This window comes from Streptococcus sp. S1 (genome assembly GCF_034137685.1).
Classification (GTDB): domain Bacteria; phylum Bacillota; class Bacilli; order Lactobacillales; family Streptococcaceae; genus Streptococcus; species Streptococcus dentalis.
Map to the genome: position 1 here is coordinate 247,159 of NZ_CP139418.1, position 22,842 is coordinate 270,000.

A 22,842-nucleotide genomic window follows, 5' to 3' on the forward strand; every position below is an offset into this window, starting at 1 on the left:
TCCTTTTGATAGAACCAGTCTAGCAAAAAAGCCATTTAAAAAACGGCTTTTGGGGATAAGTGGTTAAAATAAAGAGATGAGTGGCGAGATCGGAGAGATTAAAATGAGTAAAAAATTTATTGCAGCCATTCTTTTCCCCATTGATTCAAGTCCTTTAAAATTGGCATCAGTGACTTGCCTTTTTCTGTCAGCTCATATTCTGTTCGGTACTCTATTAGAGCATCGGTTGCTATCTAGAGGCTCTTTTGTTACACTACTAATATGAATACACCGATTAAACCAAAATTACAACGATTTCAAACAGCCACTGCTTTTGCCTGTCCCATCTGTCAACTGGACCTAGAACTTGTGGAGACCAGTTTTAAATGTCCCAGGGGCCATTCTTTTGATTTAGCGAAATTCGGCTATGTCAACCTGGCACCTCAGATCAAGCAATCGAAGGACTATGACAAAGAAAATTTCCAGAATCGTCAGCTAATCTTGGAAGCAGGTTTTTATGAGCCGATTCTAACAGCGATCGGACAAAAAATTCCGACCAGTGATGCCAAGATTCTAGATATCGGTTGTGGAGAAGGCTATTACTCCCGAAAGCTACAAGAAGCTTATCCCGAAGCTACTTTCTATGCCTTTGATCTTTCCAAGGAATCTGTGCAACTAGCTGCCAAGAGCGACGCTAGCTGGAAGGTCAATTGGTTTGTAGGAGACTTGGCTCATCTACCCATTCAATCCAAGAGTATGGATGTCATTTTGGACATCTTCTCCCCGGCTAATTACGCTGAATTTGAGCGTGTCTTAAAGGCTGAAGGGGTCATCATTAAGGTCGTTCCAACCTCTTCTCATCTAAAAGAAATTCGTCAGTTGGCCCAAGATCAATTGACCAAGCAGTCCTACTCCAACCAGGAAATTTTGGTGCACTTTGAAGACCACTGCCAGATCCTCTCATCCGAAACGGTCAGCCTCACCAAGAGTTTAACTCCTGAAGAACGCCAAGCGCTCCTCGCCATGACCCCCCTTCTATTTAACGTAGATCAAGAAAAGATCGACTGGAATCAACTCACAGAAATCACCATTGAAGCGGAGCTGCTAGTTGGGAAAATCAAGATACAAAGGACGTAGCGGATAAAGTCAAAATAGGGTATTCGACGCAGAATCATTAGATTCTAGGAGGATACATCTTTTTGACACAATCCGCAGTCCGTGTTCATTTCAATCAAGATACAAAGAACGTAAAATGAAAAGTAAAAAGGCTGAGACGATTTGTCTCAGCCTTTTACTCATCTTCTGCATGCTCTGTCATGACTTGTAAAGCTCATTTTAAATCCTTTTTGCTATTTGTGCGATTTTTTCGAGTTCTTCTTTCCGTTGACGATCACTCATATACTCCACTCGTGTAACTTGTGTCACTTTAACCGGTTTAATACCACAGGGTTTCAAGATTTGGGATTTTAGAACCTTTGCGTAGTCTTGAGAAAAAGGAAGAAAAATTTTTGGCGTATTATGCGTCGTAATGATCCACGCTTTTCCATCTAGTTGCCCCACCGGACCTCGAGGTCCATTCTGATAAGCAAAACCTGCAACAAAAACACGATCAATAAAACCTTTTAAAATAGCTGGCATTCCACTCCACCAAGTAGGGAAAATAAAAATCAACTGATCCGCCCAACTCAATAAATCTCTATACGGTTTCATGTCTTCATTATGCTGTAAATCTCTCCTTTTATGCCTTTCATCAAAACGTAAAACCGGATCAAAGTTTTCTTTATATAAGTCTACTATTTTAACCTCATGCTCTGGTGCTAAATGCTTTTGCACAGTTTGAAGGATTGATGCATTATAACTTGTTTCATTCGGATGTGAATAGATTATTAAAACATTCATCAGCTATCTCCTTTTATATAAATATCAAGCATCGTTCTGACGGTCTTTTGAACATCATTTTCTTTAAAGCTTTCTCCAACGGGACTCCTTACCAATAGAGCCAAACCAGCAATAAAACTCCAAAAATGGATCAAAACTTCTGCGTCACTATTAGAAAGATTTTCCTCATCTTTAAGTCTTAACGCTACCGACTTAAAATGTTCAAATCCTGGTAAAGAGGAGTTGACTGAAATAGTTTCATGGGATAACTCCATATAGTTATATGGAAATTTGATAAATAATGCTTCAAATAGATAGGTTTCCTCTTGGGCAAACCTTACAAAGTTACAGCCCATCAGAGTTAGTTGAGTTCTTGCATCTATGGAAGTATCAATCCCTTGTATCATATCTTTCAAAAAGAACATTGATAAGTGTTCCATAACCACTTGAATATATCTATCTTTACTTCCAAAATGCTTATAGGGAGCTCCATGAGTCACCCCACATTTTTGAGCTATTGTACGCATAGACATCCGGTCAATCCCGTTAGTTCTGATTTCTTCAATGCCGACCAAAATTAACTTTTCTTTCAGTTCTTCCGTATTCCGTTTCATTTGATCACCTTTCCTTATCAAAGTATACGCCGTCTACTTTTTATAAAGTATACACTGTCTACTTATATTTGTCAAATAAAAAAATACTCAAAAGTTAGCTTCATAGTCTCTGACCTTCTGTTATGTACTCACCTAAGGAAAGTTTCTAAGAAGACGTTGTCTTCAATCAAAAGGCTGAGACAAATCGTCTCAGCCTTTTACTCATCTTCTGCATGCTCTGTCATGACTTGTAAGCGATAGGTTTTAGGTGATTTCCCACAGAGTTTACGGAAAACCTTGTAGAAATAGCCCACATTGCTGTAACCGACTTTATAACAGATATCTTCAATACTGTCATTGGTCGATAAGAGGAGCTGCTGGGCAGCCTTAATCCGCTGTTTGTTGAGGAGTTCTGCGAACGTTGCGTTGGTTTCTCGTTTAATCAATTGGCCTAAATAGACTGGATTGATAAAGAGAGCCTGACTAATATCCTTGAGTGACAGCTCTTTTTGGTAATCACGGCTAATCACTTGGAGGACACTCGCTACATTTTCGTTCATTCGATAGTGGGATAAGAAACGGGACAACTCTTCCTGGATGAAGCTAATCATCTCGCTAAAGGTGGCAGCATCATGGACTTTCTTGACTACATCAGCCAAATCATCTCCTTGCAGGTATTCAAACAAATGAAAGACATCCATCAAAAATTGGATAAAGAGCTGCTTGGTCAGTGAAACCTTAGGTGTCTTCTCAAGGATCATTTTTTCCAACCAATCCAGTTCTTCTAAGATCTGTTGGATATTTCCTTGCATGATCACCCGGTAGGCCGGCTCGTAGTAATGGAAGACCTCTTCATCTTGATTGAGAGGGGTCGCTCCATAAAAGAGACTCCGCTCCACTAGGTCCTTAAATTGATGAAAGTGCTCCTTATAAGGGGGCTCAAAGGCCTTCTCAATCATGGCTTCTTCTTCTTGATCTGAGATAAAGAGTTGAAGATTTTGCCCGAGAACTTGGTAAGACGAGCTGATAAAACCTTTTTTCTCCTTAGCAACCCCAATCCACAGTGAATTTCGTCCTGCGATATACCGACAAAACTCTTCCTCAGAGATATCATCGTGAATCAAGCGGTTGGCCAACTCTTGGCTTGGTTGCTGGATTTGGTGCTGAATTTTTTCTAGGATATTGCCCATCTCCACCTTATTGACAGGTTTGAGCAGGTAGTCTGCCACGCGCAAATTGAGAGCTGTCTTGACATATTCAAAATCCTGATAGCCTGACATAATGATAAAAGCAGCATCTGGCATCAAATCCTTCATCTCTGCAATCATCTGAAGTCCGGTCTTTCCAGGCATATTGACATCCGTGATCACTACATCCACCGGATGCTCTCGCACATAATCAAGGGCCTGGTCTGCATCTTCTGCAGTTGCGACCACTTCCATATTCCAGTGGTCAAAGGGGATTAATTTTTTTAACCCTTCTGTAATCATATACTCATCGTCTACTAATAAGACTTTGTACATTCTGTCTCCTTTATTCATCTTGAATAGTTATCGTATAGGTCACTCCATGGTGAGGTTGGGAGAAGACTTGGATATGGTAGCGATCTCCAAAATAGAGTAGCATGCGTTCATGGACATTGACAATTCCGATGGACTGCCGCCCACTCTTTTCTTCGATTTCTGAGCGTGAATTGCGATTGGCTAGTATCTCTTGAATTTTTTCTAGCTGTTCTTCTTCCATCCCGCGCCCATTATCACTGATCAGGATCATGACTTGCCTTTCTCCTTGCAAGACTTTGACACTAATCACATTGTCCTTGCGTTTGTGGTCCACTCCATGCGCAAAATAGTTCTCGACCAAAGGCTGGATGGTGAATTTTGGAATCTTCATTTTTTCCAAGCCTGGATCGATCTTAAAGCCATAGGCAATCGATTTTGGATAACGCACCATGCAGAGGTAGCTGTATTTGCGACAAAATTCGAGCTCATTTTCAACTGTCGTCACTCGCTCATCTGAGATATTATTGCGCAAGAGACTACTAAACTCATAGATAATATCACCCAACTCATCCTGCTCTTGCATGACGGCATACATCCGGATAAATTCCAGTGTATTGTACATGAAGTGGGGATTGATCTGGGCTTGTAGTGCCCGCATATTGGCATCTTTTTGGCTGAGCTGTAGCTGGTAGATATCCCGAATATTCTTATCCATATTGTCTAACATGGTATTGATCATATTCCCAATAACCAGAAGTTCTTGGTCCTTGGTCGAGATATCAATCCGTCGTTCACTCTCCCCTTGACTGATCTGATTCATGGTATCGACCAAATCAAGGACTTGACGCCGGTAATTTTTGAAAATCTGACCTAATAACAAGTAAAGGATCAAGAAAATTAGGAAAGCAATGGAGAGAAAAGTGGTCAGGTTAGCTAGACCCTTTTTGACCAGATAACTTTCAGAAACAGCTACATCCACCTTGTAGCCATAGATCGTGCTACGGGTTTGCCATTTAACATCTTTTGATTGTCCCTTATCCCCTTCATGGTACATCTCTTTCCCAAAGGGAGTGAAGATCCGTACAGCGACCGGAAGATCGCCTCTGGCATTATCAATCGCTGCCGTCAAAATTTCTTGGTTCAGCGTCATATAAGCAATCCCAACTCCAGCACCCGTAGTCGGATCTGTCAAAGGAACCGGAATGGCTGTCGCAGGAGCCTTGTAATGGTCCGCTGAGACTTGCTTGCCTCCCTGTGATTGCCGGGTAGAGACAAATACCGTCTTGTAATCAGACAAGGTGACATCGATACCCTCGATGTTTTTATTGCTCAAATAGAGACTGTCAATATTCTTATGTAGGGACAATTGGATATAAGAAGGGAATTGGGCATTCAATCGCCAAGTCTCATACTCCGATGGTGACAAGGTAAAATAGCGATAAACTCCTTCTAATTTTGCAGGGTTTTCAACGAGGCTACGTCCTTCTTGTGTGACCCGTTGATAAGAAGTCTCGAGATCCGTCACCACTTCGGTCAAGACCCGTTGGGCGATCCGGTCGGCTTCAGCTTGCTGGTTTTTCCAAGAGATCCCCGCGACAACTAGGCCCATAATGGTCAAAATGACCACCATGACATAGGCGTAGAATTTTAAAAGCGTACTTAACCAGATTTTTTTCATCGTTAGGATACCAATTTTTCGTGGATGTTTTGATAAACAGGGTCAAAGATATCATTGACAAAGAAATGCCATACACCGATCAAGACGAAAAAGAGAAGGGCTGGCATATAGTAGCTAATGACCCCAAGTAGCGCTGTTCCAAGGATGAGCTTCAGAACCGGACGAATGTCCAGCAACATTCCGATCAAACTGAGCTTGATACTGTTGGCATAAGAGAGATCAAAATGAACTTGCAATTTCAAATAAACGGCGTAAGCTAGAGGCGCAACCAAGAGGAAAACCAGATTAAACAAGAGAACCAAAATTTGGAAGAAATTCAAGTGAGGAATCTGGACCATGAGGTACATGCCATATAGGAGAACCCCTTCAATGGCAAAGAAGGTATAAAAGACTTGATTAGCCGGGCGTAGATTTTCTTTGAAGAGTTCCCAAGCGCGTGACCAATGATAGTCCTTGTAGGTCATGCCATTTTCCGCATAGAGGCTCATGATAGTGGCACTAGCCGGTCCTACTCCTAGCAGAACACCCCCACAGATCGTCAAGACCCAAAAAATCCCTGTTACCAGCATAGCAACATAGACTCTCGTAAAAATGAACTCGATGATTTTTCCCATCATTCAGCCTCTTTTCCAATTAGTGATTCTATTATACCATAAAAATAAAACGCTTTCCCCCTATTTGCATTGGTAAATTGAAATATTGATTTTCATTTACAGGATTCATTTTCATAAAGACACAAAAAGACTTTGGAGATCCCTCCAAAGCCTTTTCGCACTACCTGTTCTTATTTTTTAGAAGCAAGGAATTCGTCGTATTGTTTTTGCATTTCGTCAAGCACTTTTTGGTAAGCACCTTCTGATTTCAATTTTTCAAGCATCTTAGGAACTTCTACTTCAGGATCCACTGTACCAGTATTGATAGCACCTGCGAATTGGTTCAAAGTATTTGTAAGAGCAGTGATTTCTGATTTCACTTTATCTGTGTTAAAGATGAAGCCAAGTGCTGGAGATTCTTTTGCAGTTTCCAAGTCTTTCTTAGATTGTGCAATTTGTTCATCTGTTACGTTTTCGTTGATGTAAAGAATCCAGTTGTTACCAGTGTTCCATCCAGACATGTGAGTGTTTCCGTTGTAGCCATCCAAGACTTTGACACGGTTTTCTTTGCCAGGAACTTTTTCCCAGTTCTTGCCTTCTGGTCCATAAACAAGGCCGTTCAAGAGTTCTGGATCAGTGTTCAAGAGGTTCAACACTTCCATTGCTTTTTCTTTGTTCTTAGAGTTGTTTGAGATAACAAAGTTAGCTACTTGAGTAGTGTTGTTCTTCTTGTAAAGTTCAGTAAATGGTTTGATTTCGATCTTACGGTTTGCTACACGAGTAAGCAAGCTGTTACCGTAGTCAGCTGGTCCTACTGTTTCTTCACGAACCAACCATGTATCTTGAGAAAGATCATAACCAGTGTCGCTCGTTGCTACGTCTTTTGGAATGTATCCTGCTTCGTAGTATTTGTGAAGAGTCTTCAAGTTTTCTACATAACGAGGAATTGTGTAACGGTCAACGATCTTAGTGGTGTCACCTTTCAAGTCAACAACGAATGGAAGTCCATCAACAGCCACATAGTCGAAGTCATCTGAAGGTCCACCGTAGCTCTTGTTCATTGCAAATGGAACAACGTTTGGATCTTTTTCTTTGATAGCTTTCAAGACTGGTTCAAGAGAAGCATAGTCTTTCACGTTTGAAACGTCGATACCATATTTTTCAAGAAGTGGTCCGTTGAAGGCAAAGTTTTGAGAAGATGCCACGTTAGCTGCTACTGGAACAGCATAGATCTTGCCATTTACAGTGTTCCCTTTGATGTAAGCTGGGTCAAGTGCTTTGTAAAGGTCTTTTCCTTCTTTCTTGTACAATTCTGTCAAGTCAGCATAAGCACCTTTTTGAGCGTTGATAACGTAGTTATTAGCAAAGGCAATATCATAGTTTTCACCAGATGAGATGATAACGTTCATTTTTTGTGCGTAGTCACCCCAACCAAGATATTGGATATCCAATTTTGCGCCAACTTTCTTTTCAATGATCTTGTTGGCATTTTTAAGAAGAACATCCAAGTTATCTGGTTTATCACCGATTTGGTACATCTTGATGATTGGTTTACCGTCTTCAGTTGTTGCAGATTTCTTGTTGTTACCTGTAAGGCTTCCACAAGCAGCAAGAGTAGCTCCAAGAGCGATGACACTAGCAGATGCTAACGCGTATTTTTTCCAATTTTTCATAAGAAAAATCTCCTTTATGTTATTTTCTTTTTAGACTAAGTTATGAGTTGAAAATCCTGCTGATTTTCAATGAACGATGTTATTCTTTCACACCACCGATGGTCAAGCCTTTTACAAAGTAGCGTTGGAAGAATGGATAGAGAATGGCGATTGGCACTGTTGCCACAACCACCATGGCCATACGTCCTGTTTCCCGTGGGATGGATTGTACAGCTCCTGCCAATTGGCCGGATACCCCGACGTTTTTAGCGATGTAATCCATATTGTTTTGGATTTGCATCAAGAGGTATTGCAATGGGTAAAGGTTGTCACTCTTAATATAGAGGAGGGCATTGAACCAGTCGTTCCAGAACCCTAAAGCAGTGAACAAACTGATAGTCGCAATCCCTGGTAGAGACAATGGCAAGCAGATTTGGAAGAAGATCCGTGTTTCACTTGCCCCATCGATCCGAGCGGATTCAAGGATAGCTTCTGGAATGGTCCGTTTAAAGAAGGTCCGCATCAATATGATGTTAAATGGACTGAGCAACATTGGGATAATCAAAGCTCCGATGGTATCACCTAACTGCAAGAGTTGAGTGGTCACAATGTAGCTTGGAACCAACCCTGCACTAAAGAGCATACTAAGGAGTGAAAATACGGTAAAGAACTTGCGGTATTTAAAGGTACTCCGTGAGATTGCGTAAGCATAAGTTGTGGTGATAAAGACATTACATGCTGTTCCCACAATGGTCACAAACAAGGTAATGAAGAGGGCTTGCAAGATTTTGTCTTTGAACTGTACCAAGAAGAGGTAACCATCAAATCCAAATTTTGCTGGCCAGAATTGGAAACCATGGACTGCCAAACTTTGTTCGTCTGTCAAAGAGATCATGACAACGAAGATGAAGGGAAGCACACAGGTCAAGCCGACCAAGGTCAACAACAAGGTAAAGAAGAAGTTGCTCTTCTTACTGAAAGAATGGATCCCGACATTATCAATTTTTTCTTTTTGAATGGTTGATTTTTTCATACGATCCTCCTTTCTAGAAGAGAGCGGCATTCTTATCAATGCGACGGGCAATGATATTTGAGATTAAAACAAGAACCAAACCGACTACCGATTGGTAAAGACCGGCTGCTGCTGTCATCCCGATATCCCCTGACTTGGTCAAACCGTTGTAGACATAAACATCAATAACGTTGGTCACACTATAGAGCGCTCCAGCATTATGCGGGATTTGGTAGAAAAGACCGAAATCTGCGCGGAAGATATTTCCGACTGCAAGAATAGTCAAAACCGTAATCAAGGAAGACAACTGAGGAATGGTGATGTTGCGAATGCGTTGCCACTTAGACGCACCATCCACAGTCGCTGCTTCATAGTAAGTTGGGTCAATTCCCATGATGGTTGCATAGTACATGACACTACTATAACCAAAGCCTTTCCAGATTCCTAAGAAGAGGAGAAGCGCTGGCCAGATCCACAATTCCGAGTAGAAATTGATGGCTTTCATACCAAATGAAGTTAAGATGTGGTTGACCAATCCTTTGTCCACGTTAAGAAAGGCATCGGTGAAGAAGCTGATGATAACCCATGATAGGAAGTATGGGAAGAGCATGGAGGTTTGAAGCACCTTGACCACTCTTTTTGATCTCAACTCACTAAAGATGATGGCGATCCCAACGGAAACAATCAATCCTAAGAAGATGAATCCTAAGTTGTACAATACCGTGTTTCTTGTAATAATGTAGGCATCTTTGGAACTAAAGAGGAACTTGAAATTGTCAAAGCCAACCCACTTACTCTTCATGACACTGTCAATGAAGCCCTCTCCCGTAATATGATAGTCCTTAAATGCTACGATATTCCCAAAAACCGGAATATAGAAGAATAAGATTAACCACGCTGCACCAGGTAAGACCATTAAAAGAAAAATGAAATTTTCTCTCAGAGTCCTTACAAACTTTTTCATTTAACTCCCCCCTTTGAGCCTTGAGCGTGTTTATTTGCTTTGGTAGCGTTTACATCACCTATTATAAGATAGCCCATTTACATTTTCAAACTCCTAATTATAGAAAAAATTCTACAAATTTATGACATAGTTTTAAAAAAGAGTAGAAAAGGGTGGTCGTAAAGACAGCTCCTCTTCTACTCCTAGCCACTGTGGATGAGACTTCTGTCATCCAACTTGGCATTTTTTACGTTGTATAAATGGTTGAAGCCGTCGCAATAGTATGCCACTGGTTAGCCGTTGTGGCTGCGAAGTCCTGATCCCCGTAGAAATCGTTGAATGGCAAGATCTCTACTTCTAGTTCATCGATACGAGGGATTTCGCCTGCTAGGTAGTTTTCAATACGGCTTTCAGCTCGCTTGATCCGCTGCAAGAGTCCACCCATACGAATATCTACGGTATCCAAACCAAATACCTTGTTTTCTTTCAACCATTGGTGGCTAAAGAGAGCATGGAAGTGTTCAATCTGGCTTCTAAGTTTTGGCAATTCTTCCTGAGCGATTTGTTGCAAGCTCTCTTTATCACCTGCGTGATAAGCCTCCCGGATGCGTCGTCCTACATCGACTTTACTACTTAAAATAGCATTCAACTGAGCCTGAGTTTCAAAGAGATAGGCGTAGACGCCCGCTTTTTCTTTAATGTCAGAAAGAATCTCAGCTGCCTTGGCAAAGTGAGGTTTGTCCTGTTCAGGAGTCATGTGCTTGTCAAGAATTGGGCAAAGAACATCCTGATAAAAAACATAGCGGTTGGGGTTAATCCCACTGAGATTAGCTGGTAGGTCTGGCAAGAGATTGGCCAGATCCAGCTGCATAAAGTCCTCAACTGAGAGGCCTGTATTGCCCTTAAAGTGAGCAGACAGACGCTCTAAATCATTGCGGTAGCTGAGCTCCGCCCAGATTTGTAAGCTAGGCAGGATCGAGAACTGGGCCGTTTCACCACCGTTGTCCCCCCAACCTGTCACGATGACTTCCTTGATCTGGTTGGCACGGCAGGCTTTATTGGCTTCAATAGCTACTAAGCGACTAAATTGGTTGTGGGGCGTAAAACCAATCCACTTCCAGGCACCACCAGCAAAGGCAATATCCTGACTAATCTTATGGTGATTACGGAAGTTTCGGTTGTATTTTTCCTCGCTATCTTGATAATAATCCCAGTAAACCAAGGTGACACGGTCTTTGAGACGGTCAAGAAAAACTCGTGTTTCCTCTGGAATTTCAACATCACGGTCGTACTGGCCATCTGCTGACATGAGTTTGAAGAACATATCGCTCCACATCTGGCAGTGGAAACCATACTTGTCTGCAATATCCAGCACGCGCTCCAAGTGTTGGCACATAAGGAGACTACGATCCACAACACCATTGAGAATCAAATAGCGACCCAAACCAACCAAGTGGGCTTCGTCCATGCCGATATTGACCTTGCGTGTTTGTAGCTCAGACAAAGTCGCAAACATGCCGTCGATTAGGTCGTAAACTTTTTCTTCGCCGATAAGGAGAATGTCCTCTACATCACGGAGTTGCTGAACTTCTTTGACACCCCATTTGACAAAGGCTGATAAGTGAGCCAAGGTCTGAATACATGGTACAAAGGTCATATCAAACTGCTGGGCATAGGCTTCGATTTCCTGTAATTCTTCAGCTGAATAAGCCCCACGGAAATAACCAAAATAAGGTTGCCCTTCAATCTGATAGGTGTCTTCCATATAAAGCTCAAAGGTTGAGTAGCCCATCAGAGCTAAGACTTCAATCATCTGCTTGGCAGATGCAACATTGATCACGGCATTGCGCGAACAATCCGCCATGTAGGCTAAATCTTCATAAGCCGCCTGCTCTTCAATCTCTACCTTGTCCCCTTCTGCTAATGCTGTTGCGAGAACCGATAAGGCACGGTAAAGCTGATGAGATTTGCGATAAGTCAATTGATATTCTCCGCCCTCACCCTTGATAGAGATAGAAGCTTGGTCAGACTGAGCGACTGCCACTTCTACATCTGGTAGAGAAATGTGCTTTTGAAGTAAGTCTATAGCTTGCTGTTGTTTACTGCTAATTCCGGTAAAATTTACCATTGGTTTTCCTCCTGTAACCAGTTGACAAGGGCACCGTAGAGATTGGCATCTGCCTGATAGGTGCAGGCTTGGATGACTGGCGCAATTGTATATTCTTCATATCTTTCCACAAAGACGTCTACCGCTTTTTGCACCCCTTTGATAAAATCTGGGTTCTGACTAATAGAGCCACCTAGGCTAATGACATCTGGGTCGATTAGATACTGGATATTGAGCAAGCCTTGAGCTAGATTACGATTCATACGCTCAATGGCTTCTTGGCAAAGGGCATTGCCTGCTGCAGCCTCTTGATAAACCTTACGGCCATCCCAGTCTGACTGACCCGATTTTTCAATCACATAACGAACCATGTTTCCTGTAGAAGCTAGTTGTGACCAGTTATTGAGTTTTTCTGCTGGTTCGATAGTTGTCATGTAACCAAACTCTCCACCCAAGCCATGGCGACCACGGTGAATTTTGCCATTAATAATCATAGCCCCGCCAATCCCTGTGCCAATGACAACACAGGCTGCATTTTCAATCTCAGGATGAGCTAGCAGTTCACTAAGTCCAACACAGTTGGCATCATTTTCTAGATGGACAGGTAGCTTATGATGAGCAAGCGCCTCATACCATGAGAAACCATGGATGTATGGAATGGCACTGATCCCCTCAATTACCCCTGTTTCTTGGTTAACAGCCCCTGGCACACTCATGGCAATCCCACGGTAGTCACGTTCTGACAATCGCTGGTCCAGCCAAGCTAGCAAATCTTCTAGAGTTTCTGTAGTTGGGGTACTGGCCTTATCTAAAATCTTTCCATCCGGAGTGAGACTAGCAAACTTAATCCCAGTCCCTCCGATATCAATCGTTGCAATGGTCATGGCTTTTACCTGTAAAAAGGAGCGAGTCAGCAGTCGGTTCTTACTTTTTCGCTCCTCCTTTCCTTTTATTGTTTCTTCAGCTGCAAACAGCTATACTTCTTCTTTTTTAATCCATTCTGTCCGGATTTCTTGCGGTGCCAATAAACCTGTATGGACCGGATACGGTTGTTCCAGAAGATCGACAACCGTTTGTTGTCCTTCTGACACGCGCACATTTTCTTGGCTCATGTTGTAATAGCGAAGGATGTAACCTTCTTCATTTTCTGCTACCTTAAAGGCTGTTGGACAAACCTGAGGATGCGTCAAGGCTGTATGCTTGAGTAAGCTACCAGACGCTGCTACACTTCCTTCTTGTTTTTCAACTTGAAGGCTGGTCATCGGTGTCTGCAAAGCTTTCGCTCGGCGATAAGCGGAGAAGCGCCCCTGAGCTTGATGGCATTCTACTGCATATTCAACCTCAAAGTCCCGTAAGCATTGTGCTTCTGGTGTTGGGAAGTAGCCCCAGTCACCGAGTTCCCCTGAAGCACGAAGAAGGGTTACAGCTATCGTGTCGTCTCCAAGGATTTCGTATTCGTTCAATCCTTTGTTAGATACGGTCACTCCTTTAACGTCATCATACAAGCTGACAAAGGCTTGTTGGTGTTGGGGATTTTCAGGATTTTCCCAAGAAGCAGCCGGTTTATTTGGCCGTGTCACAACTTCATAGATACTTTCAGAATCGTTGCTTGGACGTGTATTGTGAGTCTTGACCAAGAGACGGATGCGGTGATCCTTGGCTGTATTGGTAAAGCGCGTCTTGAAGCGAATTTGCGGATCATCTACAAAAATGGTCATCTCCGTTTCAAGAGGGATAGTTATCACCTCTTCTGAGCGACTTGCCTTGCGGTTCATAAACTCGATAATGCCTCTTTGCTCCGCATCCAATTGTTCATCTGCGCTAACTGGAATGGTCAAGTCATGTTTGAGCAAGACCTTAGCATAGCGAGCATTGTTTTCCAAGACCTCATAAGCTGTTAACTCCGCATAGATCGGCTCTGTTCCTTTTGGTTGGAAGTAGATATATTCATTTCCGATATCACCACGATCTTCAAAACGAAGGAAATCCTCATAAGCCTCATTGGTCGTTTTATCATAGAGGGTCAAGCCATCATCGATACTAAGGGTTACAAATGGCGTATCGATCACCCCATTTTGGAAAAGGCCATCATGATGAGGTGCTTTGCCTTCCAAGAGCTGGAAGGTGGTCCAAGAAAGAGGCGCTAGGTGAACCGGAACCGTCACGCGCACTTGACGCGCGATATAGGGTTGGCGGAATTTATCCTTAGGCAGAGTATAGCCAAAGCTTGCTCCCAAGTCCTCAATCTCTGCTTCTACAAGATGCCCATCTAAATCTTCTACGTGGTAGTCTGGCAAGCTCAAAGCGGCCATTTTCTTGAAGCCCTCTGTCGGGTGCAATTCCTTAAATGGACAAACTGCTACATTGACAATCGTGCTGACGGTATCTACCTTATTATGCAAGCCAGTATTGATGACCGTAAAGAGGTGCTCACTCTGGGCTTTTTGAGTTGCTAGTTTACCCTTCCATTCGTTCAGAAGGTTGGTCTTGACAAAGTTTCCAACTTGGTTGACCTTGGCAAAACGAACTTCCATTTCACGGTGAACATCATCCACGCTACATCCACAAATACTATCGTGTGGCGCATTTTGTAAGAGTGTCTTCCAGGCATAGGTCAATTGATCCTTGTGGTTGTGCCCACCAGTAATGATGGTCAAAGGTTCCACCACTTGCTCGAGCAAGTTGCTGTTTTCTTGGAAGGCTTGCTTGAGATAAATCCGAGAGGAAGACGTATTTGCCAGTGTGTACCAACCATCGGTTTCCTGACTGGTCAATTCTCCCGTAACCGTAGATAATTGCTCAGGAAGCGCACTTTCCACTGCTTGAACATATTCATCAAAAGAGCTATGAATAAAGGTCACGTCAGGGAAGAGTTCATTGGCCACGCGAATAGCTTCACTCAAGTTCCGTTGAACTGGTTGATGGTCACAACCGTTCATCATCAACCATTGGTTGGTTGAGGCATAATCACGAACGTCTGCTAATTTTTGTTTCCAGAAAGCCAAGGCTTCATCTTTATCCACTGGAATTTCATTCCCATTACTGTACCAGTTGGCAAAAAGAATACCGAGTACGCGACTACCATCCGCCCCTTGCCAGTACATTTCAGAAAATTGAGAGGTAAACTGCTCATCTTCGAGGACTTGGTTGTCAAATCCGATTGGTTTGACTCCACGACCAAAGGCTGCTACGTGGATACCTGATTTTTGAAGAATTTGAGGTGCTTGCCCCATATTTCCAAAGGTATCTGGGAAGTAACCAATCTGAGTGGATTTGCCCCATTTAGCGCATTCAGCCTGTCCAATCAAGGTATTGCGGACGTTGGCTTCACTGGAGATCAGGTAATCATCCTGCAAGATATAGAAAGGACCAATCTTGAGCTTGCCCTCGTCGATATAACGTTGCACCTTGTCGCGGTTTTCAGGGCGAATTTCTAAATAGTCGTCAAGGACAATGGTTTGTCCATCTAAGTGGAAACTTTTGAACTCCGGATCATTTTCAAAAAGATCAAACAGATTGTCAAACAGTTCCACCAATTGCATGCGGTGGCTTTCAAAAGGTAGATACCACTCACGATCCCAGTGGCTATGAGAGATGATATGTACAACAACATTTTCCATGAGTAAAACCTCATTCTAACTTAAATTTAAAGATCTATTTGTGATTCTAACAAGAATCAGTGAAGCTAAAGCGTGCTCCTTATACTCAATGAAAATCAAAGAGCAAACTAGGAAGCTAGCCGCAGGCTGTACTTGAGTACGGCAAGGCGAAGCTGACGTGGTTTGAATTTGATTTTCGAAGAGTATTAGCGAATATCCAAGTAATCCAAGACCAACTCGCAGAACATCATGTTGGCCCACGAGAACCATTCACGCGAGTATTTGGTTGGATCATCTACATGGAAACTTTCGTGCATGACACCCGTGCCTCCATCGCAGGCAACCAACTGGTCCAGCAAATGTTTTTTCTCAGCTTTATCATTTGTTGTCAATCCTTGAATAGATAAAGCAATCGGCCAGATATAGCGATAAAAGGTATGAGAACTCCCGAGTCCACTTGCGTACTTCCCTTCATAGAAGTAAGGATTTTCAGGGCTCAAAATCGTCCGACGAGTGGCTTGGTAGACCTCATCGTCGATCGCGCAGTAGCCAAGATAGGGAGCCGCCAATAAGCTTGGGACGTTAGGGTCATCCATGATACTAGCATTTCCTAGACCGTCTACCTCAAAGGCATAGATTTTCTCGCCCTTGCTGTTAGTCGTGTAGGCGTAGTTTTCAATCCCTTCTTGAATCTCAGCTTGCAGGCGTTTGGCATCTGCAATGATGCTTTCGCTATCAGCTAGATTCAATGTTGCAAAGATTTCTTGGACATAGCCCAAGACAACGACTGCGAACATATTGGACGGAATCAAGTAACTATACTGACAGCAGTCATCACTTGGACGAAAGGCTGACCAGGTCATCCCTGTCACGGCAAAGTCAGGTCCAAAGCCGTCATTCACCAGCGTGTCTTCCTTACGATCTGTATCCCGAACAAAGCGATAAGGGGAGTTCTTGTGGTCTTGTTCCACTGCCCAGAGATGAAGGATTTCCTTGGTCGCAGTGACAAAGGTTTCATCAAATTGGCTAGTCTCACCAGTTTCCTTCCAAAGAAGATAAGCCAGTTGCAAGGGATAGCACAGCGAATCCACCTCATACTTGCGCTCCCAAATCCAGCCATTGAGATCTGTATGGTCAGTCTCGTGATGGCCTTTCCAGTTCTCCTCAATATTAAAAGAGTTGGCATAGGGATCCTTGAGAATCAAAGTCATCTGGCGTTTGACCAAGCCAGCAATGGTCTGGCGCAATTGGGGATCTCGTTTAGCCACATGAAGATAGGGTCTCAATTGAGCCGTTGAGTCACGCAACCACATAGCTGGGATGTCCCCTGTTAACACAAAGGTTGAACCGTCTTCTAAAATTTCAACTGTATTATCCAAAGTGTCTGTATAGCAACGTTCAAAGACATACACCCACTCAGGGTACTCTTTAGCTCGCTCAGCCACTTGATCCAACCATTCTCGCACAATTTCTTTTGAATAAGTCATTTATTTTCCTCACACGTATCGATTCTTTCCTATTCAGTATAAAAGATTTCAAAGGGGAAATACATACGCAAACTATAGCCCTTTTTCTACAAAATTTTCCATTTGATAAAAACGCTATCATATTTGACAACGCTTTGATACAATTGAAGAAAATACCACTGCGTGTTCCAAGAAAAACACAGATCATTTAAGGTTGATGAAGAAAAAGGAGACAAGATGCGCACACATTGCCAAACCATCGATACCCGCTGGGGAAGCGATAATCATCCCCACTATTCCCACGGAAATACCCTCCCTTATACCGGGGTCCCTTTTGGGATGAACTACTTCCTTCCCCAGACGACACACGAACAAGGAGCTTGGTTTTTTAACCCCAATCTCCCTATTTTTCAGGGATTTCGTCTCACCCACCAGCCTAGTCCTTGGATAGGAGACTACGCTTGGTGCCTCATCACGCCCATCACAGGAGAAGTTACAAGTTCCGACCTCTTCCGTCGCCAAAGCAGTTATTCGATGAAAAAGGCTCTTTTCCAGCCTCACTACCTTCGTATTTTTTCGGAACGTTATCAGATTCAAAGCGAGCTAGTTCCAAGCCGCTACGGGGCTGTCATGCGCTTTCGAGCACCAGAAAAGCTGACACTCTGCTTTCATGCAGCAAATGAACTAGAGGACTTGACTCTGACAGGCCAAACTTGCCACTTCCACATTCTGGATCAAGCTCATACCGCAGATACTTCCTACTCTTTCTATCTCCAGTGGCAATTTAGCCAGCCGATTGAGAGCGTCACTCACATCGATCAAGATCTTTTTCTCACCTTTTCTAGCAATGAAGTGACCGTCCAATTAGGAACGTCTTATCTGTCCCAAGATATGGCTCACAGCTATCTTCCCAACCTTTCCTTAGAGGAAGCTAAAAAAGAAGCAGCCGATCAATGGAATCAGCTGCTAAAACGAATTGAAGTAAAAGATGCCGGAGGGCGTGACCAAGCCTTTTTCGACCATTGCCTGTACCGACTCCTCCTTTTCCCTCAAACCTTTTATGAAACAGATAGCACGGGGAATGACTGGCACCTGGATGTCACCCATCAGAAAATCAAACCAGGAAAAGCTTATACCAATATCGGATTTTGGGACCTCTTTCGGACATCTTTTCCGCTCTTTAGCCTTGTCTACCCCGATTACTACCGTCGCTTTCTCGAAGGATTTTTAAACACTTACCAGGATACTGGTTTTCTGCCAAAATGGTTGGCCCCAGATGAACGTGGAATGATGCCAGGTACCCTTATCGATGGAGTCTTTGCGGATGCTGTCACAAAGGGGATCGCACCAGACCTACATGAAAACATGCTCACATCCATGCTCCAGACAGCCCAAAAAACAGATCCTACTCAACATTTTGGTCGCCATGGTAATGAAAGCTACAAGGTCCTTGGCTACCTCCCCGAAGATTTTCACGAAAGTGTGAGCCATAGCCTAGATTATGCCTATAGTGATTTTTGCATTGCTACCGTTGCCAAGCAATTGGGTCAGACAGAAACAGCCGCTCGGTATGCTGCTTCTAGCCTCTCCTACCGAACATTGTATGATGCCCAAACAGGCTTTGTGAGAGCACGATCCACCAATGGAAACTTTAAAGAGCCCTTCTCTCCTACCAGCTGGGGAGGAGATTATGCAGAATGCTCTGCAACCCAAGCTACTTTTGGAGCCTTACACGACCTCTCCGGCCTAATAGAGCTGATGGGTGGCAAAAAAGCCTTCACCCAACGACTGCTGGATCTGGCCAATCAAAAACCTCAATTTGATGTAAGAGGATATGGCTATGAAATCCACGAAATGAGTGAAATGGCCCAAGCCCCATTTGGGCAGATTGCCATCTCCAATCAACCCAGCTTTCACATTCCCTACCTCTTCCGTCACAGCCTTCATCCCGAATACACCAATCTCCTGATCCACCAGATCCGTTCCCAAGCTTTTCATCAAGATTTCCAAGCCTATCCAGGTGATGAGGACAATGGTAGTCTATCTGCTTGGTACATCTGGTCAGCCCTTGGACTCTATCCAACTTGCCCAGGAAAACCAATCTATGATCTGGGACTCCCTCTCTTTAAAGAAGTCCTTCTCCATCTTCCCAAGCAAGAGCTCAAGATTTGCGCCAATTCACACACTGCAGGCGCCTATTTCATCCAAAAAGCCCTGTTAGATGGCAAAGAGAAACAAGAGGTTTCCCATCAAGATCTCCTTGAAGCCCAAGTACTCCAATTTGAGCTTTCTTGGCTCCCCCCACAAGCATAAGAAAAAGTCGTCTGAAAACAGACGACTTTTTTTCTGTTATTCATCTCCTACTTGATAGTAGATCGAGCCTTGTTCCCCAAAACTAGCGATACCAACACCAGTCCACAAGCGGTTTTTAGAGGCATCTGATGTGTCCTTAAAGACGACTTGTCCTTGATCATCGACCTGATCACCAATGGTTACTCCCGCAGGAATATACTCCAACAAGAAGCCCCCATCACGACCACCATAAATGCCTTCTGATGCTGTTCCATAATCTGTCAAAGAAGCTCCATAGCCCTCTAACTCTTGTGAGACCAACCCTTTGTCGTTAAAGACCAGCTTATTTCCTTTATCATCTTGCCAGACACCAGCAATACTACTGTAATCTCCATTGGCAATCGCTTCAAGATCCATTTTCTTCACTTCTTTTTTTTCTTCTTTCTCCTTCACTTCCGAACTAGAAGCATCCGTCTTTTTGACTTCAGAAGAGGTCGTCGTTTGACTAGAGGAGGCGGTTGATTTTTTGCTCGCTCCCCGTTGCGAACAAGCTACCAACAGAACCACACTGAGAAGACTCACAAGAATTGCACCAACTTTTTTCATTTAAAATTCCCCATACATTTTTTAATTTAAAGCCCTTTCATTGTAACGTATTTTCAAGCATTTGACAAGCTTCACTCCCCATTTTTAATCAAAAAGAGACCGGGATAATCAGTCCTAGTCTCTCTTTTGATACAGCTCTTAATGAGCCAGCATTTCCTGTGCCACTTCTAAACCAGATAAGTTGGAAGGATAATAAGTTGGCCAATTTTCTAACTCATCATAAAGCGCTTCTTGACTCTTTCCTCCATGGAAAATGTGGAAGTGAGCTGCCTTTACCGGAGTAATTTCATGGTCACTAAATTGAACATATTTGAAGTCTCCCGCATCGCTCTCTTTCGCTTCAAAGAGATAACGAACACCACGATTCCCCTTCTTATAAGTCAAAATGTGCTTACCAACGTATTTATAAGTATATTTCTTAGAAGATCCTTTTTGATAAAACTCCATTGAATCCTTATCAATCTTAATCCGATCAATATCTGTTTGGTAACCCTTGGTATAATATTCCTTATACTCAGCAGCCGTCATAGTTGGATTTAATTTTGCCTTATAATCAAAGACCTGATCCAAAGTTCCATCTTGCAAATATGGATAAACCGATTTCCAATCACCCGCATAATTTTCCAAGCTACGATCCTTCACTTGACTATCCTCGAAATAGCCCTTTTGAACTGTCTTATCATCTTCCTCATGTTCCGGTTGAATATCCTTACCAGCTTGTGACGTTGTTTTCTCGAGCGCCTTCAGATTTTCCTTCATAACAGACACGTAGTCTTCGCCATCTTTCATTTCTTGATCCGTCAAGCTTTCCAAAGGATTTAAGACAGCTAACTCAACACCAGCTTCAGAAGACAAGGTTTTCGCCAAGGAATTAGAAGCATTTTCCTCAAAGTAAATGACCTTGATCTCATTTTTCTTGATATACTCTGTCAATTCACGCAATCGTGCAACAGAAGGCTCACTATCAGGTGAAATCCCTGAAATGGCCACCTGGTTTAAGCCATAATCCAAGGCCAAGTAACGGAAAGCCGCGTGTTGGGTCACGAAATTCTTTTGTTTCGCATCTTTCAAGCCATCCTGATAAGCTTGATCCAAGGCCTGTAATTTCTTTAGATAGGCTTGGGCATTTTTCTCAAACGTCTTTTTCTTATCTGGATAAGCTGCCATCAACTGATCACGAATCGACTCTACCATCCTCATGGCACGATGTGGAGAGAGCCAAAGGTGAGGATCATATTCATGATGGTGTTCTTCGCCCCCTTCGTGTTCATGTTCCTCTTCCAATCCAGGAAGCAAGACCATGCCCTTGGTAGCATCGATCACTTTGGTTTTCTTATCCTTCATTGATTTCAAAAGATTTGGAACCCAGGTTTCCATGTTTTCATTTTCATAGACGAAAACATCCGAATCTTGAATCATAGCCCGCCCCTTAGCAGACAATTCATATTCATGAGGCTCTGATCCCGCTCCAATGAGCAGGTCTACCGTTCCTTCATCTCCGACAATATTTTTTGTAAAATCATAAACCGGATAGAAAGTGGTCATCACTTTTAATTTCCCATTTTGACTCTGACTTTTGCCACAAGCTGTCAAAACAAGGGCCAAAGCCACTAACAATAACCAACCAAATTTTTTAACGTTCATATCTACTTCCTCAAACGTGATCCAAGATTCACAAGCAAGAACAGTGCCACAAATAAAAGCGTAATACTGGCACTCGCTGGTGTATCTGCAATATAAGACAAAATCAACCCACTAAACATCCCGATAAAACCAATGATGACCGCAATCAGCATGACCCCACGGAAGTTCTTCCCTAATTTCAGGGCAATACTAGCCGGTAAGACCATGATGGTTGAAACCAATAACGATCCTGCTGCAGGAATCATTAAGGCGATAGCAACCCCCGTTACCACATTAAATAAAATGGACATAGTCCGGACAGGAAGGCCATCTACGAAGGCCGTATCTTCATCAAAGGTCAAAATATACATAGGCCGCAAGAATAAGGCCGTCAGCACTAATACAACGAAAGCAATCACAAACAAGGCGATCACCTGTTCATCTGTAATGGTTAAGGTAGAACCAAACAAATATTGATCCAAGCTCATCGAGCTTTTCCCACCACCACGCATCAGTACCAAAGCTAGGGCAAGACCAGTGGACATTAGAATTGCCGTCCCGATCTCCATAAAGTCCTTAAATAAGGTCCGCAAATACTCAAGAAAAACCGCAGCTATAATGACAATGATCATAGTCGAAAGCGTCGGAGAGATCCCAAGGAAAAGCCCAAAAGCGACACCCGCAAGAGAGACGTGACTCAGCGTATCACTCATCAGACTCTGCCGTCTCAAAATCAAGAAAATCCCTAATACAGGAGAAAAAAGACTCATGGCAACCATAGCCAACAAGGCTCGCTGCATAAAATCATACTGGAATAAATCAAGCATGGTCACCCTCCCCTTCTATATCATGGACGTTAAAACATCTCCAAGGAGAGCTCTGGTCGCGAACCAAATGAATATTCCGATCCGCAAACTGGTTAACCTCTTCAGGATCATGCGTAATCATCAAAACAGATTTTTGATGGTGATGCGCACTGTGATGCATCAACTCATAAAAATCACTCTTTGTCGTCGCATCCATCCCTGTTGTCGGTTCATCTAAAACAAAGATATCCGGATCTGAAGCAAACATCCGAGCAATGACAGCCCGTTGTTTCTGACCACCAGACAAAGAACCAATCGCCCTATCCTTGAACTCCAGCATCCCAACAGATTCTAAACTCTTTAGAATATGCTTTTCATCGTGCTCATTCAACTTTCGAAACCAGCCTTTACGAGGATACCGACCTGACTTCACAAATTCATAGACCGTACTGGGAAATCCTGCATTAAAACTAGCAATCTGTTGTGGCAAATAAGCAATCCTTAACTTCTTTC

General features: G+C 43.1%; 18 protein-coding genes and 1 pseudogene (1 of these 19 only partly in view). 2 read left to right on the forward strand and 17 right to left on the reverse strand.

Annotated elements, in window-relative coordinates:
• Nucleotides 1-116: 116 nt before the first annotated feature.
• Nucleotides 117-203 (reverse strand): annotated as a pseudogene (locus SM121_RS01175) (winged helix-turn-helix transcriptional regulator); the annotation flags it as partial.
• Between the two features lie 58 nt (nucleotides 204-261).
• Here SM121_RS01175 and SM121_RS01180 point away from each other — a divergent pair.
• Complete coding sequence (locus SM121_RS01180) at nucleotides 262-1,116, forward strand: methyltransferase domain-containing protein (RefSeq protein WP_320910990.1); 855 nt, start codon at nucleotides 262-264, stop codon at nucleotides 1,114-1,116.
• Between the two features lie 198 nt (nucleotides 1,117-1,314).
• On the opposite strand, the gene SM121_RS01185 is transcribed toward SM121_RS01180, so the two are convergent.
• The 12 genes from SM121_RS01185 to SM121_RS01240 all read right to left on the reverse strand — a co-directional run bounded on the left by SM121_RS01185 (nucleotide 1,315) and on the right by SM121_RS01240 (nucleotide 17,023).
• Nucleotides 1,315-1,878, reverse strand: coding sequence for an NAD(P)H-dependent oxidoreductase (locus SM121_RS01185; RefSeq protein WP_003004666.1), 564 nt, complete (start codon nucleotides 1,876-1,878; stop codon nucleotides 1,315-1,317).
• The gene (locus tag SM121_RS01190; RefSeq protein WP_320910991.1) at nucleotides 1,878-2,471 is read right to left on the reverse strand and encodes a TetR/AcrR family transcriptional regulator; all 594 of its coding nucleotides are present in this window, start codon (nucleotides 2,469-2,471) and stop codon (nucleotides 1,878-1,880) included. Before SM121_RS01190 ends, SM121_RS01185 begins: the two co-directional genes overlap by 1 nt.
• A gap of 197 nt (nucleotides 2,472-2,668) precedes the next feature.
• The gene (locus SM121_RS01195; protein WP_320910992.1) at nucleotides 2,669-3,973 is read right to left on the reverse strand and encodes a response regulator transcription factor; all 1,305 of its coding nucleotides are present in this window, start codon (nucleotides 3,971-3,973) and stop codon (nucleotides 2,669-2,671) included.
• Between the two features lie 10 nt (nucleotides 3,974-3,983).
• Complete coding sequence (locus tag SM121_RS01200) at nucleotides 3,984-5,630, reverse strand: sensor histidine kinase (RefSeq protein WP_320910993.1); 1,647 nt, start codon at nucleotides 5,628-5,630, stop codon at nucleotides 3,984-3,986.
• A 2-nt stretch (nucleotides 5,631-5,632) separates the two neighbouring features.
• On the reverse strand, nucleotides 5,633-6,244 hold the full coding sequence (locus SM121_RS01205; RefSeq protein WP_045758983.1) for a YesL family protein: 612 nt from the start codon (nucleotides 6,242-6,244) through the stop codon (nucleotides 5,633-5,635).
• A gap of 170 nt (nucleotides 6,245-6,414) precedes the next feature.
• Nucleotides 6,415-7,896, reverse strand: a complete 1,482-nt coding sequence (locus SM121_RS01210) for an ABC transporter substrate-binding protein (protein WP_101770923.1) — start codon at nucleotides 7,894-7,896, stop codon at nucleotides 6,415-6,417.
• A 79-nt stretch (nucleotides 7,897-7,975) separates the two neighbouring features.
• The gene (locus tag SM121_RS01215) at nucleotides 7,976-8,908 is read right to left on the reverse strand and encodes a carbohydrate ABC transporter permease (protein ID WP_003004100.1); all 933 of its coding nucleotides are present in this window, start codon (nucleotides 8,906-8,908) and stop codon (nucleotides 7,976-7,978) included.
• Nucleotides 8,909-8,921: 13 nt separating this feature from the next.
• Nucleotides 8,922-9,851 (reverse strand): ABC transporter permease, encoded by a 930-nt coding sequence (locus tag SM121_RS01220; RefSeq protein ID WP_003009701.1) that lies wholly within the window; start codon nucleotides 9,849-9,851, stop codon nucleotides 8,922-8,924.
• 226 nt (nucleotides 9,852-10,077) lie between these two features.
• Entirely contained in the window at nucleotides 10,078-11,958 is a 1,881-nt protein-coding gene (locus SM121_RS01225) for a beta-N-acetylhexosaminidase (protein ID WP_320910994.1), read from the reverse strand.
• A complete protein-coding gene (locus SM121_RS01230; protein ID WP_320910995.1) occupies nucleotides 11,952-12,821 on the reverse strand; it encodes an ROK family protein in 870 nt (289 codons plus the stop codon). The genes SM121_RS01225 and SM121_RS01230 overlap by 7 nt, the downstream gene beginning before the upstream one ends.
• Before the next feature lie 90 nt (nucleotides 12,822-12,911).
• Nucleotides 12,912-15,557: an alpha-mannosidase gene (locus SM121_RS01235; RefSeq protein ID WP_320910996.1), complete on the reverse strand. Its 2,646-nt coding sequence runs from the start codon at nucleotides 15,555-15,557 to the stop codon at nucleotides 12,912-12,914.
• Between the two features lie 185 nt (nucleotides 15,558-15,742).
• The gene (locus SM121_RS01240) at nucleotides 15,743-17,023 is read right to left on the reverse strand and encodes a glycoside hydrolase family 125 protein (protein WP_270299863.1); all 1,281 of its coding nucleotides are present in this window, start codon (nucleotides 17,021-17,023) and stop codon (nucleotides 15,743-15,745) included.
• A 216-nt stretch (nucleotides 17,024-17,239) separates the two neighbouring features.
• Here SM121_RS01240 and SM121_RS01245 point away from each other — a divergent pair, with 216 nt between their 5' ends.
• Nucleotides 17,240-19,315: a GH92 family glycosyl hydrolase gene (locus tag SM121_RS01245; protein ID WP_320910997.1), complete on the forward strand. Its 2,076-nt coding sequence runs from the start codon at nucleotides 17,240-17,242 to the stop codon at nucleotides 19,313-19,315.
• Between the two features lie 36 nt (nucleotides 19,316-19,351).
• On the opposite strand, the gene SM121_RS01250 is transcribed toward SM121_RS01245, so the two are convergent.
• The 4 genes from SM121_RS01250 to SM121_RS01265 form a co-directional block, all read right to left on the reverse strand.
• Nucleotides 19,352-19,900: a DUF6287 domain-containing protein gene (locus SM121_RS01250; RefSeq protein ID WP_320910998.1), complete on the reverse strand. Its 549-nt coding sequence runs from the start codon at nucleotides 19,898-19,900 to the stop codon at nucleotides 19,352-19,354.
• Nucleotides 19,901-20,038: 138 nt separating this feature from the next.
• Nucleotides 20,039-21,544, reverse strand: coding sequence for a zinc ABC transporter substrate-binding protein AdcA (locus SM121_RS01255; protein WP_320910999.1), 1,506 nt, complete (start codon nucleotides 21,542-21,544; stop codon nucleotides 20,039-20,041).
• Between the two features lie 2 nt (nucleotides 21,545-21,546).
• Nucleotides 21,547-22,350 carry a metal ABC transporter permease gene (locus tag SM121_RS01260; RefSeq protein ID WP_003009676.1) on the reverse strand — a complete coding sequence of 268 codons (804 nt, stop codon included), beginning with the start codon at nucleotides 22,348-22,350 and terminating at the stop codon, nucleotides 21,547-21,549.
• Nucleotides 22,343-22,842: the 3' portion of a metal ABC transporter ATP-binding protein gene (locus SM121_RS01265; protein WP_003009673.1), read on the reverse strand. The gene runs 205 nt beyond the window's last position; the window shows 500 of its 705 coding nt (coding positions 206-705); its start codon lies beyond the right edge, outside the window; its stop codon occupies nucleotides 22,343-22,345. Before SM121_RS01265 ends, SM121_RS01260 begins: the two co-directional genes overlap by 8 nt.